This is a genomic window from Streptomyces sp. NPDC101490 (assembly GCF_044767145.1).
GTDB lineage: Bacteria > Actinomycetota > Actinomycetes > Streptomycetales > Streptomycetaceae > Streptomyces.
The window spans coordinates 117,740-131,054 of the sequence record NZ_JBIWNI010000001.1 but is presented as its reverse complement, the minus strand read 5'-3'; the positions used below and the strand labels follow the sequence as shown (position 1 = coordinate 131,054).

At 73.2% G+C, this 13,315-nt stretch carries 13 protein-coding genes and 1 pseudogene; 6 read left to right on the top strand and 8 right to left on the bottom strand.

Annotation, left to right across the window (positions count from 1 at the left end):
* Positions 1 to 72: 72 nt before the first annotated feature.
* Entirely contained in the window at positions 73 to 1,755 is a 1,683-nt protein-coding gene (locus ACIRQY_RS00585) for a BCCT family transporter (protein WP_403921132.1), read from the top strand.
* 65 nt (positions 1,756 to 1,820) lie between these two features.
* Here ACIRQY_RS00585 and ACIRQY_RS00580 read toward each other — a convergent pair whose 3' ends face one another.
* The 7 genes from ACIRQY_RS00580 to ACIRQY_RS00550 all read right to left on the bottom strand — a co-directional run bounded on the left by ACIRQY_RS00580 (position 1,821) and on the right by ACIRQY_RS00550 (position 8,009).
* The gene (locus ACIRQY_RS00580) at positions 1,821 to 2,024 is read right to left on the bottom strand and encodes a type II toxin-antitoxin system VapB family antitoxin (RefSeq protein ID WP_351780266.1); all 204 of its coding nucleotides are present in this window, start codon (positions 2,022 to 2,024) and stop codon (positions 1,821 to 1,823) included.
* Between the two features lie 75 nt (positions 2,025 to 2,099).
* Complete coding sequence (locus ACIRQY_RS00575; protein WP_403921129.1) at positions 2,100 to 2,597, bottom strand: methylated-DNA--[protein]-cysteine S-methyltransferase; 498 nt, start codon at positions 2,595 to 2,597, stop codon at positions 2,100 to 2,102.
* Positions 2,598 to 2,603: 6 nt separating this feature from the next.
* Complete coding sequence (locus ACIRQY_RS00570; RefSeq protein ID WP_403921126.1) at positions 2,604 to 4,172, bottom strand: AlkA N-terminal domain-containing protein; 1,569 nt, start codon at positions 4,170 to 4,172, stop codon at positions 2,604 to 2,606.
* Between the two features lie 106 nt (positions 4,173 to 4,278).
* Entirely contained in the window at positions 4,279 to 4,965 is a 687-nt protein-coding gene (locus tag ACIRQY_RS00565) for a DUF4232 domain-containing protein (RefSeq protein ID WP_403921123.1), read from the bottom strand.
* A gap of 92 nt (positions 4,966 to 5,057) precedes the next feature.
* On the bottom strand, positions 5,058 to 5,678 hold the full coding sequence (locus ACIRQY_RS00560) for an L-threonylcarbamoyladenylate synthase (RefSeq protein WP_403921121.1): 621 nt from the start codon (positions 5,676 to 5,678) through the stop codon (positions 5,058 to 5,060).
* A 9-nt stretch (positions 5,679 to 5,687) separates the two neighbouring features.
* On the bottom strand, positions 5,688 to 7,091 hold the full coding sequence (locus ACIRQY_RS00555) for a phytoene desaturase family protein (protein ID WP_403922244.1): 1,404 nt from the start codon (positions 7,089 to 7,091) through the stop codon (positions 5,688 to 5,690).
* Positions 7,092 to 7,172: 81 nt separating this feature from the next.
* Positions 7,173 to 8,009, bottom strand: a complete 837-nt coding sequence (locus tag ACIRQY_RS00550; RefSeq protein WP_403921117.1) for an inositol monophosphatase family protein — start codon at positions 8,007 to 8,009, stop codon at positions 7,173 to 7,175.
* A gap of 113 nt (positions 8,010 to 8,122) precedes the next feature.
* Here ACIRQY_RS00550 and ACIRQY_RS00545 point away from each other — a divergent pair, with 113 nt between their 5' ends.
* Entirely contained in the window at positions 8,123 to 9,190 is a 1,068-nt protein-coding gene (locus ACIRQY_RS00545; protein WP_351780283.1) for a biotin/lipoate A/B protein ligase family protein, read from the top strand.
* A 480-nt stretch (positions 9,191 to 9,670) separates the two neighbouring features.
* Positions 9,671 to 10,483 (top strand): serine protease, encoded by an 813-nt coding sequence (locus ACIRQY_RS00540; RefSeq protein WP_403921114.1) that lies wholly within the window; start codon positions 9,671 to 9,673, stop codon positions 10,481 to 10,483.
* Here the strand turns inward: ACIRQY_RS00540 and ACIRQY_RS00535 are convergent.
* A pseudogene (locus tag ACIRQY_RS00535) lies at positions 10,455 to 10,650 on the bottom strand (nitrate reductase); the annotation flags it as partial. The gene ACIRQY_RS00540 and the pseudogene ACIRQY_RS00535 sit on opposite strands and share 29 nt — an antisense overlap.
* Before the next feature lie 270 nt (positions 10,651 to 10,920).
* Here ACIRQY_RS00535 and ACIRQY_RS00530 point away from each other — a divergent pair.
* From ACIRQY_RS00530 to ACIRQY_RS00520, 3 genes are all read left to right on the top strand, one after another.
* Positions 10,921 to 11,139 (top strand): heavy-metal-associated domain-containing protein, encoded by a 219-nt coding sequence (locus ACIRQY_RS00530; RefSeq protein ID WP_351780287.1) that lies wholly within the window; start codon positions 10,921 to 10,923, stop codon positions 11,137 to 11,139.
* A 52-nt stretch (positions 11,140 to 11,191) separates the two neighbouring features.
* On the top strand, positions 11,192 to 12,061 hold the full coding sequence (locus ACIRQY_RS00525; protein WP_403921111.1) for a GDSL-type esterase/lipase family protein: 870 nt from the start codon (positions 11,192 to 11,194) through the stop codon (positions 12,059 to 12,061).
* A 127-nt stretch (positions 12,062 to 12,188) separates the two neighbouring features.
* Positions 12,189 to 13,229, top strand: coding sequence for an NlpC/P60 family protein (locus ACIRQY_RS00520; RefSeq protein ID WP_351780292.1), 1,041 nt, complete (start codon positions 12,189 to 12,191; stop codon positions 13,227 to 13,229).
* The last annotated feature ends 86 nt before the right edge of the window (positions 13,230 to 13,315 follow it).

The following is a 13,315-nucleotide window of genomic DNA, read 5'->3' as shown; positions in this document are numbered from 1 at the left end:
CGACCCTATCCGGAGCCCCGGACGGCGTGCCACCCCCGGAAAAGACGAAATTCCGCACCATAGTGGGGTCGCATGAGCACGGAACCGATCGACAGGGACCCACAGGAGCGGTACGCGCCCGACGGCAAGGTCATCGGCATCGGGGTGGCCGCGGTCGTCGCCGTCGTCGCCTGGGCCGCCCTCGGCAAGGACTCCTTCGACAGCGCCTCCGCCACGGCCCTGCAATGGGTCCTCACCAACTTCGCCTGGCTGTTCGTGGTGGCCGCCGACACCTTCCTGGTGCTGTGCGTGGTGATCGCGCTGAGCCGCTTCGGCCGGATCAGGCTGGGCACGGACGACTCGGAGCCGGAGTTCACCACGCTGGCGTGGATCGCGATGATGTTCAGCGCGGGCATGGGCATCGGCCTGATGTTCTACGGCGTCGGGGAGCCGCTGACGCACTTCCTCAGCCCTCCCCCGGCCAGCGGGGTCCCGGCGGGCACGGGCGCGGCGGCGCGGACGGCCCTGGAGTACTCGTTCTTCCACTGGACGCTGACTCCCTGGGCGATCTACGGCATCGCGGGGCTCGCGCTGGCGTACGCGGGCTTCCGGAAGGGCCGGGGCAACCGGCTGAGTTCGGCGTTCGTGCCGCTGATGGGCGAGCGGCGGGCGAACTCCTGGCCGGGCAAGGCCATCGACCTGCTCGCGGTGTTCGCGACGGTCTTCGGCACGGCGACGAGTCTGGGGCTGGGCGCCCTCCAGGTCGCCGAGGGGCTGAACCTGACGATGGGTGTGAAGGACTCCAAGGCCATCCAGCTGATCATCATCGCCTCGCTCTCGGCCGCCTTCGTGCTGTCGGCGTTCTCCGGGCTGCACAAGGGCGTGAAGTGGCTCTCCACGCTGAACGTCTTCCTCGCGGGCTGTCTCATGCTGTTCGTCTTCCTGCTCGGCCCCACCGTGTACATCCTCGACACCATTCCGGCGTCGGTGGGCGGGTACCTGGACCAGCTGCTGCCGATGGCGAGCCGCACCGGGGCGTTCACCGACCCGGAGTGGCTGGGCGCGTGGACGATCTTCTACTGGGCGTGGTGGCTGTCCTGGGCGCCGTTCGTCGGCACGTTCATCGCCCGGATCTCACGCGGCCGGACGATCCGGGAGTTCCTGGTGGGCGTGCTCCTCGTGCCGTCCGGCGCGACCGTGGTGTGGTTCTGCGTGATGGGCGGCACGGCGATCCGTCTGGAGTCGACGGGTGCGGCCGATCTGGCGTCGACCGTCAAGGACGGGGCGGAGGCCTCCCTGTTCGGGATGCTGGAGGCACTGCCGATCGGCACGGTCACCTCGGTCATCGCGATGCTCCTGGTGATGACGTACTTCATCACCAGCGCGGACTCGGCGTCCCTGGTGATGGGGTCGCTGACCAGCCGGGGTTCGCTCAACCCGCCGACCTGGCTGGTGGTGACGTGGGGCGTGCTGATGGCCGTGGTGGCGGCGGTGCTGCTCGTCGCGGGCGGGCTGAACTCGCTCCAGACGGCGACGATCCTGGTGGCGCTGCCGTTCGTGGTGGTGATGCTGGTGCTGTGCTTCGCCCTCCTGAAGGAGCTGCGGGAGGATCCGGGGGCGGGCCCGGCCCGGCACCAGGCCCTGCACGGGATGCGGGACGCGGTCCGCACCCTGGTAGGGGAGGCGATGACCGAGCAGGGCACCAACCGTCATCCGAGGCTGCGCCGGGCGGCGAAGGCCCGTACGGAGTCGGACTCCCCGGAGGACGAGGGCTGAAGGTCCGGGGGCGTCGGCCTCACGGGGGCGGGGTCCGTCGGCCTCACGGGGAGGGCCCGGGTCCGTCAGCCCTGCGGGGGCTCGGGCGGAACCGCCTCGCCGGTGCGTACGGGCTCGTCCCGGCCGACGACCCGTGCCTCGGTGCGGTGGCCCCGCTCGATGTAGTCGCGGACCACCGCCTCGACGGCGTCCTGCGGGTTGCCGATGCCCGCGAGGACCATGACTTCCACGACGAGTTCGGCGTCGAGTGCAACATTGACCTTGGCCATGCGGGGACCGTAGCACCGGTCCGGGCGCGGTGTCACAGGAGTGTGGTTCCGGGACCGCACGCGGTCCCGGCCCGGTCAGAAGAGCGTGTGGTCACGGCCCGATTCGAAGGCGAGGAGCCGCTGCTTGCGGTCGAGACCGCCGCCGTAGCCGGTGAGCCCGCCGCCCGCGCCGACGACCCGGTGGCAGGGGACGATCACGCTGACCGGGTTCTTCCCGTTGGCGAGTCCGACGGCTCGCGAGGCGCCCGGGTTGCCGAGGACGTCGGCGAGTTCACCGTACGTACGGGTCTCGCCGTACGGGATGCGGCACAGCTCGGCCCAGACGCGCCGCTGGAACTCGGTGCCGATCAGGTGGAGCGGCAGGTCGAACTCGGTGAGCTCGCCCGCGAAGTAGGCGTCGAGCTGGCGGACCGCCTCGGTGAAGGGGCGCGGGTCGGGCGCGCCGAAGGTCTCCTCGGACGGCCGGTGGCGCTGGCCGGTCATGTGGACGCGGCTGAGGACGCCGTCGACGGCGACGAGGGTCAGCGGCTCGTACGGGCTGTCCATCACGGTGTGCAGGACGGTGGGGGGCATGGCGGTTCAGTGTCCTTCGGTGGGCAGGAGGTTGATCGGGTGGTCGTCGGTCGCCCATAGATACTGCACGGCGTACGCGCGCCAGGGGCGCCAGTGTGCCGCGCGTGCGGTGAGGGCGGCCGGGGTGCCGGGGAGGCCGAGTCCTTCGGCGGCGCGGCGGACGCCGAGGTCACCGGGGAGGAAGGCGTCGGGGTCGCCGAGCGCCCGCATGGCGATGATCTCGGTGGTCCAGGGGCCGAAGCCGGGCAGGGCGCGCAGCCGGGCGCGGGTCTCCTCGCGGTCCTCGGCGGGGCCGAGCGTCAGGGAGCCGTCGGCGAGGGCCCGGACGAGGGTGAGCAGGGTGGTGCGTCGGCTGCGGGGCAGGGCCAGGGTCTCCGGGTCGAGGGCGGCGAGGGCCTCGGGGCCGGGGAAGAGGTGGGTGAGGCCGCCCTCGGGGTCGTCGACGGGGGTGCCGTGCGCAGTGACCAGCCGGGCGGCGTGGGTGCGGGCGGCGGCGGTGGAGACCTGCTGACCGAGGACGGCCCGTACGGCGAACTCGGCGGGGTCCACGGTCCCGGGCACCCGGCGGCCGGGCGCGGTGTCCACGACGGGGGCGAGCAGCGGATCGGCGCGCAGCCGGTCGTCCACGGCCACGGGGTCGGCGTCGAGGTCGAGGAGCCTGCGGCAGCGGCTGATGGCGTGGGTGAGGTCGCGGAGGTCGGTGAGGGAGAGGCGGCAGGCGATGTGGTCGGGGCGGGGCGCGAGGGCGACGATGCCGTGGCCGTACGGGAGGTTCAGCGTCCGGCGGTAGGCGCCGTCGCGCCACTCCTCGATGCCGGGGACCGCGGTGGCGGCGAGGTGGCCGAAGAGGTTGGAGGGTTCCAGGGGGGTGCGGAACGGCAGCCGGAGGGAGATCGCGCCGGGGGTGCCGGCGCGGGCGGGTCCGGTGGTTCCTGTGGTCCCGGGGGTTTCCATGCTTCTGGTGGTTCCTGTGGCTCTTGTGGTTCTTGGGGCCCCGGTGGCTCCCGTGGGACGGGGGGCGCGGGTGCGGAGTTCGCCGGGGGTGAGGGCGAAGACCTCGCGGACGGTCTCGTTGAAGGTGCGGATCGAGGCGAAGCCGGCCGCGAAGGCGATCTCGCCCAGGGGCATGGCGGTCGTCTCGATGAGGACGCGGGCGGTCTGGGCGCGCTGGGCGCGGGCCAGGGCGAGGGGGCCCGCGCCGAGTTCGGCGAGGAGCTGGCGTTCGATCTGGCGGGTGGACCAGCCGAGCCGCCGGGCGAGCCCGGGGACGCCCTCCCGGTCGACGACCCCGTCCTGGATGAGGCGGACGGCGCGGGCGACGGCGTCCGCGCGCACGTTCCACTCGGGCGAGCCGGGGGTGGTGTCGGGGCGGCAGCGCTTGCAGGCCCGGAATCCGGCCCGCTGGCAGGAGGCGGAGCTGGGGTGGAACTCCATGTTCTCGGGCTTGGGCGGATGGGCCGGGCAGCTGGGCCGGCAGTAGATCCGGGTGGTGCGGACGGCGGTGAAGAACACGCCGTCGAACCGGGCGTCCTTCGACTGGACGGCCCGTACGCAGCGCTCCGTGTCGGTGTGCATGAGTCAAGCATCGGCGACGCGGGGCGCTCGGGCTGGCGGAAAAACGACATGGGCGTCCGCCCTGGTCGCGGCGCCCGGCCGGGGACCGGCGCCGCGACCGGTCGGGTCAGTTGCCGCCGACGGGGCCGACGTACGAGCCCGGACGGGTGGCTCCGTCCTGGAGCAGGACCGGGGAGAAGGTCCAGGTCAGCGTCTTCGCCCGGGTCTCGCCGGGCGGGGTGACGACCATCGTCCGGGGGGTCAGCTCGACGCCGTCGCCGCCGTACGACTGGTAGGTGACGGTGAAGGCGGTGCGGGCTCCGGGCTTGAGGGTGACGAGCCGGGGCTTCTGGGAGGTCTGCCGGGGCAGGGACCAGGTGCTGGCGCCCACGAGGTCGACGCCCGGGTAGCCCTTGAGGGTGCAGGCGGCCCCGCTCCTGTTGGTGAGCCGGACCACGACCGCACCCTCCTCGCCGACGGCCTGGGCGCCGCTGCCGGGGGCGATCTCGAAGCCGAGACCGGCGGTGCGGCAGGGCTGCCCGGCCCCGGCGTCGTCGGACCCGGCCGAGGAGCCGCCGGAGGCCGACGCGGACGAGGACGCGGACGGAGACGCGGAGGCAGAGGTGTCCGCGGAGGAGGAAGCGGACGGGGAGGCGGACACGGAGGCGGATCCGGTCGGCGTCCCGCCCGGAGTGGCGGAATCCGTCGAGCTGCCGCTCGCGGAGCCGGTCGTCGTGGCGCCGGAACAGCCCGTCAGGGCGAGGCCGCAGGCCAGGGCGACGGCGGACAGGGCGGGGACACGAAGACGACGCATGGACATGAGAAGGGAACTCCCCCGTTGTGGTGCCTCGTACGCCGGCACAGGGTCACATGGCGGTACGCGGTCGCGCGTACCGGCGTGCCGTCCTACTCGAACCGCGTGGTGTCACCGGCCCCACGGCGCGTGATCTCGGGCTCGCCACTGGAGAAGTCGACCACCGTGGTGGGTTCGGTTCCACAGTCGCCGGAATCGATCACCGCGTCGACCTGGTGGTCGAGCCGTTCCTTGATCTCCCAGCCCTGGGTGAGGGGTTCCGCCTCGTCGGGGAGCAGCAGGGTGCTGGAGAGCAGCGGCTCGCCGAGCTCGGTCAGCAGTGCCTGGGTGACGACGTGGTCGGGGATGCGGACGCCGACGGTCTTCTTCTTGGGGTGGAGGAGCTGGCGCGGCACCTCCCGGGTGGCGGGCAGGATGAAAGTGTACGGGCCGGGGGTGGCGGCCTTGATAGCGCGGAAGACGTCGTTGTCGACCTGGACGAGCTGGCCCAGCTGGGCGAAGTTCTGGCACATCAGCGTGAAGTGGTGCCGGTCGTCGAGGTGGCGGATCGCGCGGATGCGGCTGATGCCGTCCCGGCTGCCGAGGCGGCTGCCGAGCGCGTAACAGGAGTCGGTCGGGTACGCCACGAGCGCCCCGTTCCTGATGCTGTCGGCGATGGTGCCGATGGTGCGGGCCTGGGGGTTCTCGGGATGAACGTCGAAGTACTTTGCCATGGGGGCAGTCTATTTTCGAAGGCGGCGCCAGACCGCCTTCGCCGCGTTGTGCCCGGACATGCCGTGCACGCCGGGGCCGGGCGGGGTCGCCGCGGAGCAGAGGAAGACCGCCGGGTGCGGGGTGGCGTAGGGGCGGGCGGAGAGGGTGGGGCGCAGCAGGAGCTGGAGGCCCCGGGCGGCGCCGCAGGCGATGTCGCCGCCGACGTAGTTGGCGTTGTGCGCGGCGAGCTGGGGCGGTCCCGCGGTGGCGCGGGCGAGGACGCGGTCGCGGAAGCCGGGGGCGAAGCGCTCGATCTGGCGCTCGATCGCGTCGGTGAGGTCTCCGGTCCAGCCGTTGGGCACATGGCCGTACGCCCAGAAGACGTGCTTGCCCTCGGGGGCGCGGGAGGGGTCGACGAGGCTGGGCTGCGCGGTGATGAGGAAGGGGGTGTCGGGGGCGGTGCCGGAGGAGGCCTGGTGCAGGGCGGTGTCGATCTCCCCGGCGGTGGGGCCGATCTGGACGGTTCCGGCGCGCCGGGCTTCCGGCGCGGTCCACGGCACCGGCCCGTCGAGGGCGTAGTCGATCTTGAAGGCGCTCGCGCCGTAGCGGTAGTGGTCGTAGTGCCCGCCGAATCCGGCGATCCGGGCGAGGGCCGTCGGCGAGGTGTCGAAGACGTAGGCGCGGGCCGGGGGGAGGTCGTCGAGGCGCTTGACCTCGAAGTCGGTGTGCACGGCGCCGCCGAGGTCCCCGAGGTACGCGGTGAGGGCGTCGGAGATCGACTGGGAGCCGCCCCGGGGCATCGGCCAGCCGCCCGCGTGGGCGGCGAGGGCGAAGACCAGGCCGACGGCGCTGGTGGCGAAGCCGCCGAGGGGGGCGATGACATGGCCGACGAGCCCGGCGAACAGGCCCCTGGCCTTCTCGTCGCGGAAGCGGCGCATCAGCCAGGTGGACGGCGGGAGTCCGTCGATGCCGAAGCGGGCGAGGGTGAGGGGGTCGCGGGGCAGCGCGGTGAGGGGCAGCTGCATGAAGTCCCGGGCGAGGGTGTCCCACTTGCCGAGGTAGGGGGCGACGAGCCTGCGGTACGCCCCCGCGTCGTGCGGGCCGAAGGAGGCGGCGGTCTCGGCGACGGAGCGGGCGAGGACGGCGGCGGTGCCGTCGTCCCAGGGGTGGGCCATGGGCAGTTCGGGGTGGAGCCACTCCAGGCCGTACCGGGCCAGCGGCATCGTGCGGAAGACGGGCGATCCCGCGCCGAGCGGGTGCACGGCGGAGCAGGGGTCGTGCCGGAATCCGGGGAGGGTCAGCTCCTCGGTCCTGGCGCCGCCGCCGACGGTGGGCTTCGCCTCGAAGACGGCCACGGAGAAGCCCCTGCGGGCGAGTTCGACGGCGGCGGTCAGGCCGTTCGGCCCCGCTCCCACGACGACGGCATCGAGCATGGACGTCCCCTTCGGCACCTTCGGACTCCTTCGTCAGCCGATGGCCAAGGCTCACAGGATAGGCCGGTGGGCGTGCCCTTCTCACTGCCCCCCGAGCAGGGCGCGTATCCGCTCGGCGGTCGCCGTGTCGCGTGCCGCCGTGAACGGCAGGGCGTTCCCCCCGGTGATCCGGAACGGCTCGCCCGCGACGGTGGTGTGCGTGCCGCCCGCCTCGGTGACGAGGAGGAGTCCGGCCGCGTGGTCCCAGGCGAACTCCCAGGAGAAGGCGGTGGCGTCGAGCGCGCCGCGGGCCACCGCCAGGTACTCCAGTCCCGCGGAGCCGCAGGGCCGGGGGCGGACGCCCTCGGTGACCAGACCGAGCAGGGCGCGCTTCTGGTCGGGGGTGGTGTAGTCGGGGTGGGAGGTGGCGACCTCCAGGCCGGCGCCGGGGGCGGGCGCGCCGGAGCGCAGCGGCCGCCCGTCGAGGAGCGCGCCGCCGCCCTTGACGGCCACGGCGAACTCGTCGAGCGCGGGCGCGAAGGTCCAGGAGGCGAGCACGTCGCCGTGGAGCGCGAGCGCGACGAGGGTGCAGAAGCCGGGGTCACCGTGGACGAACTGGCGGGTGCCGTCGACGGGGTCGACGATCCACACGGGGGCGTCGCCCTTCAGCGCCTCGTAGACGGCGGGGTCGGCGTGGACCGCTTCCTCGCCGACGACCACGGAGCCGGGCAGCAGCGCGGTGAGGGACGCGGTGAGGTGGGCCTCGGCGGCCCGGTCGGCGACGGTGACCAGGTCGTGCGGCCCGTTCTTCTCCAGGATCTCCTCGTCGGCGAGCTGCCGGAAGCGCGGGGTGATCTCGGCGGCGGCGGCCTTGCGGACCGCTTCCTCCACCTCGGCCAGGGGGACGTCGAGGACGTGTTCGGGGAACTCATCGATCATGTCCCCCAGCTAAGCACGGGGGGCTGACAGCCGGGCCGTCGCGTTCGTCACCGTCCGTTTCCCCGGGGAGTACCCTTTGGCCGAGTTCACCCCTTACAGGCAGGGAGGGTTCCGTGCACGGCGCGTACCACGGTGAGTACAAGGTCCCCGGCGGGAAGCTGGTGGTCGTCGACCTCGACGCCCAGGACGGTGTCCTGCGGAACGTGCGGGTCGCGGGCGACTTCTTCCTGGAGCCCGACGAGGCGATCCTGGCGATCGACCGGGCCCTGGAGGGCGCGCCGGTGGACACCGATGCCGGCGGGCTCGCCGCCCGGATCGACGCGGCGCTGCCGCCGGGCACCCAGATGTTCGGGCTGACCTCGGAGGGTGTCGGGGTCGCGGTCCGGCGGGCGCTCGCGCACGCCACCGACTGGACCGACTACGACTGGCAGCTGGTCCGTATGCCGCCGCAGTCCCCGGCGCTGCACATGGCACTGGACGAGGTCCTGACGGCCGAGGTCGCGGCCGGGCGGCGGCCGCCGACGCTGCGGGTCTGGGAGTGGGGCGCCCCCGCGGTGGTCATCGGCAGTTTCCAGTCGCTGCGCAACGAGGTCGACCCGGCGGCGGCCGAGCGGCACGGGATCCAGGTGGTGCGCCGGATCAGCGGTGGCGGCGCCATGTTCATCGAGCCGGGCAACACGATCACGTACTCGCTCTCGGTGCCCGACGCCCTCGTGCAGGGCCTGTCGTTCACCGACAGCTACGCGTATCTGGACGACTGGGTCCTCGGCGCACTCGGGGACATGGGGGTGCGGGCCTGGTACCAGCCGCTGAACGACATCGCCACGGAGGCGGGCAAGATCGCGGGAGCGGCGCAGAAGCGGATGGTGGCGGGCGGGGGCGCGGTCCTGCACCACGTGACGATGGCGTACGACATCGACGCGGACAAGATGACGGAGGTGCTCCGGATCGGCCGCGAGAAGCTGTCCGACAAGGGCACGAAGAGCGCGAAGAAGCGGGTGGACCCGCTGCGGCGCCAGACAGGTCTGCCGCGCGAGGCGGTGATCGAGCGCATGATCGCCTCCTTCCGCGGTCGGTACGGGCTCGCGGAGGGCCGGGTCACGGAGGACGAGCTGGCGCGGGCGAAGGAACTGGCGGAGTCCAAGTTCGGCACCCCGGAGTGGACGGCCAGGGTCCCGTAGGTACGGGCGGTCGCCGGGGCGGCCCGGTCGCGGCCCGGTCGCGGCCCGCCGGGGTCGCTCCGGCGTCGCCGGGCCTTGCCCCGGCCCACCGGAGCAGTGCCGGAGCGGCCGGAAACGTGCCGGGGCTGCCGGAGCCGTGCAGGTCAGCAGGAGACGTGCCAGCACGGCAGTCGGAGCCGTGTCCGGTCGGCCGAGGCCTCGGCCGATCCCGCCGCAGGCACACCCAGGCGGACGGGCGAGACCCGGCCTGATGGGCGCCCCGGCGGGCGGAACGGCATCGAGGGAGGGGCGGCGCCGGGGGGCGTGCGCCCGGCCCCTCGCTCCCCCATGAGGCGCGGACGGTCCGTACCTCCGTCGCGGGCGCGTCCAGTGACCCCTCCCCCGGCCGTTCGTTGACTGCCTGGGATCCGGGCGGCGCATGAGAGGAAACGTCTCCGCAGTCGGCCGCCCCGGAACACGGCGCCGACGGTTGGAGAACACATGGGATGGCCGCGCAAGCTCCTGGCGACGGTCGCGGGCACGGTCCTGGCCGTCGGCCCGCTGGGCCTCGCGCCGACCGCGCGGGCGGTCGTCGGGGGGCGGGAGGCCAGGCCCCACCAGTACCCCTTCATGGCGGGGCTCGTGGACGTCGTGGAGCGTCGGGTGGTGTGCGGCGGGGCCCTGGTCGGCGACCGGTGGGTGCTCACCGCGGCCCACTGCCTGACGGGGGCGTACGCCCGTACCGCACGGATCGGTGTGCTCCTCGGCGACCACGACCTGACGACCGGCGCGGACAGTCCGGACGCGGTCCTCGCGGCCCCGGTCCGGTTCGTCACGCACCCGGGCTACGACCCGTCGGGACAGCGCGACGACCTCGCGCTCGTGGAGCTGGCCGAGCCTGTCGCCCCCAGCCGTGACGTGCGCCCGGTCGCCCTGCCCGTCGGGTACGCCCCCGGGGCCTTCGACCGCGTGCAGGTCGAGGTGCCCGGGTGGGGCGCCGTGTCCTACGGCGGCCGTACCTCCGACGTGCTGCGGACCGTGACCCTCGGCACGATGAGCAACACCGTCTGCGTCCGGCGGGGCATGACGGAGGTCGGCGCCGGTCAGCTCTGCACGTACGCCCCGGGCCGCGACAGCTGCCAGTACGACTCCGGCGGGCCGCTGGTCCACACGGTCGCGGGACGGGCGTACGTGGTGGGGCTGGTGTCCTACGGCAGGGAGTGCGCCACCGAGACCCCTGCCGTGAACACCCGCGTCCGCTTCTACCTCGACTGGATCACCGGGGTCACCGGGCGGCTCCCGCGCGCCTCATGAGGAGGACGCGCACGAGCGGGGAGGCGACGAGGCCCACGGCCCAGCCGTAGCCGGCGAGCGGCTTCGGGAAGGGCACGGGGCCGTCCTCCGGGAAGGGACCCGGTACCCGGCGCCGGGTGGGAGCCGCCGACCGCGAGGACACCGCCGACCACGAAGGCCACGACGGCCACCGGGTCCCGGACCGGAGCCCCGTACACCGCCTGCGAGCCGGAGGTGACGAGCACCGAGAGCAGCCCGAAGACCTCCTTCGACCTGCACGCCCGGGTCGACTCGGAGAGCTGGGCACACCGGACCCCTTCCTCGCCGCCCCTGCGGGCCCCGGGCCGCAGGGGCGGCTTCCTGTCTCGGCTCCCCTTGCGAATGGATACCCCCTGAGGGTATACATAACAGCGAGAGATACCCCTAGGGGGTATGTAGATCGAGCCCGGGAGGGTGCCATGTCCGCCTACACCACCACCTACAAGGTCGCCGGCGTCAACAGCGGCCACTGCAAGGCGATCGTGAGCGGCGCGCTCCGGGAACTGGACGCCGTGGACACCGTGCACATCGAGATCTCCACCGGACTCGTCACGGTCAACAGCGCCGCCCCGCTGGACGACAAGCTGATCGAGGACACGGTCGAGGACGCCGGTTACGACTACGCCGGGCGCGCCTGACCCGGACGCGGCCGCCCACGGCGACGGGGCGGAGAACGGGAGGGGGAGCAAGGTGTCCACAGAGCGGAGCACGACCGGCCGGGCCGCCATCGGTTCGTTCGTGGCGGTCGGGGACAGCTTCACCGAGGGCCTCGGCGACGAGACCAGCGAGGGCGCCCTCGCGGGCTGGGCGGACCGGCTCGCCGGGCTCCTCGCCCGCCGCTCCCCCGTCCCGTTGCGCTACGCCAACCTCGCCGTACGGGGCCGGGTCATCGACGAGATCATCGCCGAGCAGGTGCCCAGGGCCGCCGCATTGGCGCCGGACCTGGTGAGCTTCTGCGCCGGGGGCAACGACATCCTGCGGCTCGGCAGTTCCGTGGACCGCATCACCGAACGGTTCGAGGAAGCCGTCGTCGAACTCCGGGCCACGGCCGGGACGGTGCTCGTCTTCACCGGCTTCGATCCCCGAGACACCCCCGTGCTGCGCCGACTGCGGGGAAAGATCGCCACCTACACGGCACACGTCCACGCCATCGCCGACCGGCACGGCTGTCCGGTCGTCGACCTGTGGGCGATGAAGTCCCTCCAGCGTCCGAGCGCCTGGAGCGAGGACCGGCTGCACCTGTCCTCCGAGGGACACCGCCGGGTGGCGCTGCGCAGCGCAGAGGTCCTGGGGCTCGTCCCCGTACCGGACGCTCCGGCGCCGGGCGCTCAGGTGCCGGGCGCTCCCGTACCGGGCACGACGGCAGGTCCGGCACGGCAGGCGGAGCGGCTCCCGGATCTGCGCTGGGCCCGCGAGCACTTCCTGCCCTGGCTGGGCCAGCACCTGCTGCACCGGGGCCCGGTCGAGCCACTGGCCCCCAAGCGCCCCGAACTGCTGCCCCTGTGGGGCCCGGTGGCCGACCCCGTCGCCGTACGACGAAGGACCCTTATTGAGCCTTAGCATCTAAGAAGCTTAGTATTCGCGGAGCCTTCGCACGTCTGATCGCCCACCCGGGGCACACGGCGGAGGCGCCGCCGTGCCCCCGGTACGCCCTGCCCGGTCGGCGGTCGAGCAAGAAGGAGCACCCGTGGCTTCCCACCGCCGTCCGAAGCAACACAGCGCGCGCTACACCGGAGTCGTGACCGCCACCGCGGCGGCGGCCGTCGCCCTCTCCGCCCAGACGGCCTCCGCCGACCCGCTGCCCGACCCCAACAAGAAGGGCGTGCAGGCGCAGGTGGACCGGCTCTACGAGGCGGCGACCCAGGCGACCGAGAAGTACAACGGGGCCAAGGAGAAGGCCGAGGCGCTCAAGGAGCAGGTGGCGAAGCTCCAGGACGCCGTCGCCCGCAAGCAGGGCGAGCTCAACGGACTGCGGGACCGCATCGGCAACGTCGCCACCGGCCAGTACCGTTCGGGCGGGCTCGACCCCTCCCTGCAGCTCTTCCTCTCCGAGGAACCCGAGACCTATCTGGCGAAGGCCTCCGCCCTCGACCGGGCCGGAGACCGGCAGACCGCCGTCCTCCAGCAGTTCCTCGCCCAGCAGCGCGCACTCCAGCAGCAGCGCGGCGAGGCCGCGGGCAAGCTCGGAGACCTCGCGTCCGTGGAGAAGGAGCTGGGCGACCGGAAGAGCGAGATCCAGGGCAAGCTGCGCGAGGCGCAGCGCCTCCTCAACACCCTGTCGGAGAAGGAGCGGGAGCGCATCGCCGCGGCGGAGGACCGGGCCAACCGGGCGAGCGAGCGCGTCGACCTCGGCAACGAGACCAGCGGCTCCACCCGCGCCGCCGCCGCGTTCGCGGCCGCCCAGAGCCGGGTCGGGCTGCCGTACGTCTGGGGCGCCGTCGGGCCGTCCTCCTTCGACTGCTCCGGCCTCACGTCCTGGGCCTTCCGCCAGGCGGACGTGTCCATCCCCCGCACCTCGCAGGCCCAGGCGAACATCGGGACCCGCATCAACTCGCTGAGCGACCTGAAGCCCGGCGACCTCATCATCATGCGCACCGACCTCAGCCACGTCGGTTTCTACGCGGGCGGCGGACAGATCCTCCACTCCCCCAAGCCGGGCGCGCAGGTCCGCTACGAGTCCATCGCGCGCAGCGGGATGCCCTTCATGTGGGGAGTCCGCGTCGGCTGACGCCGACCGGCTCCGCACGGCCGGGAGGCCACCCGACCTGCCCGTCTACTATGCATCCGAGTACGGGAACGGCGGAGAGGACATGG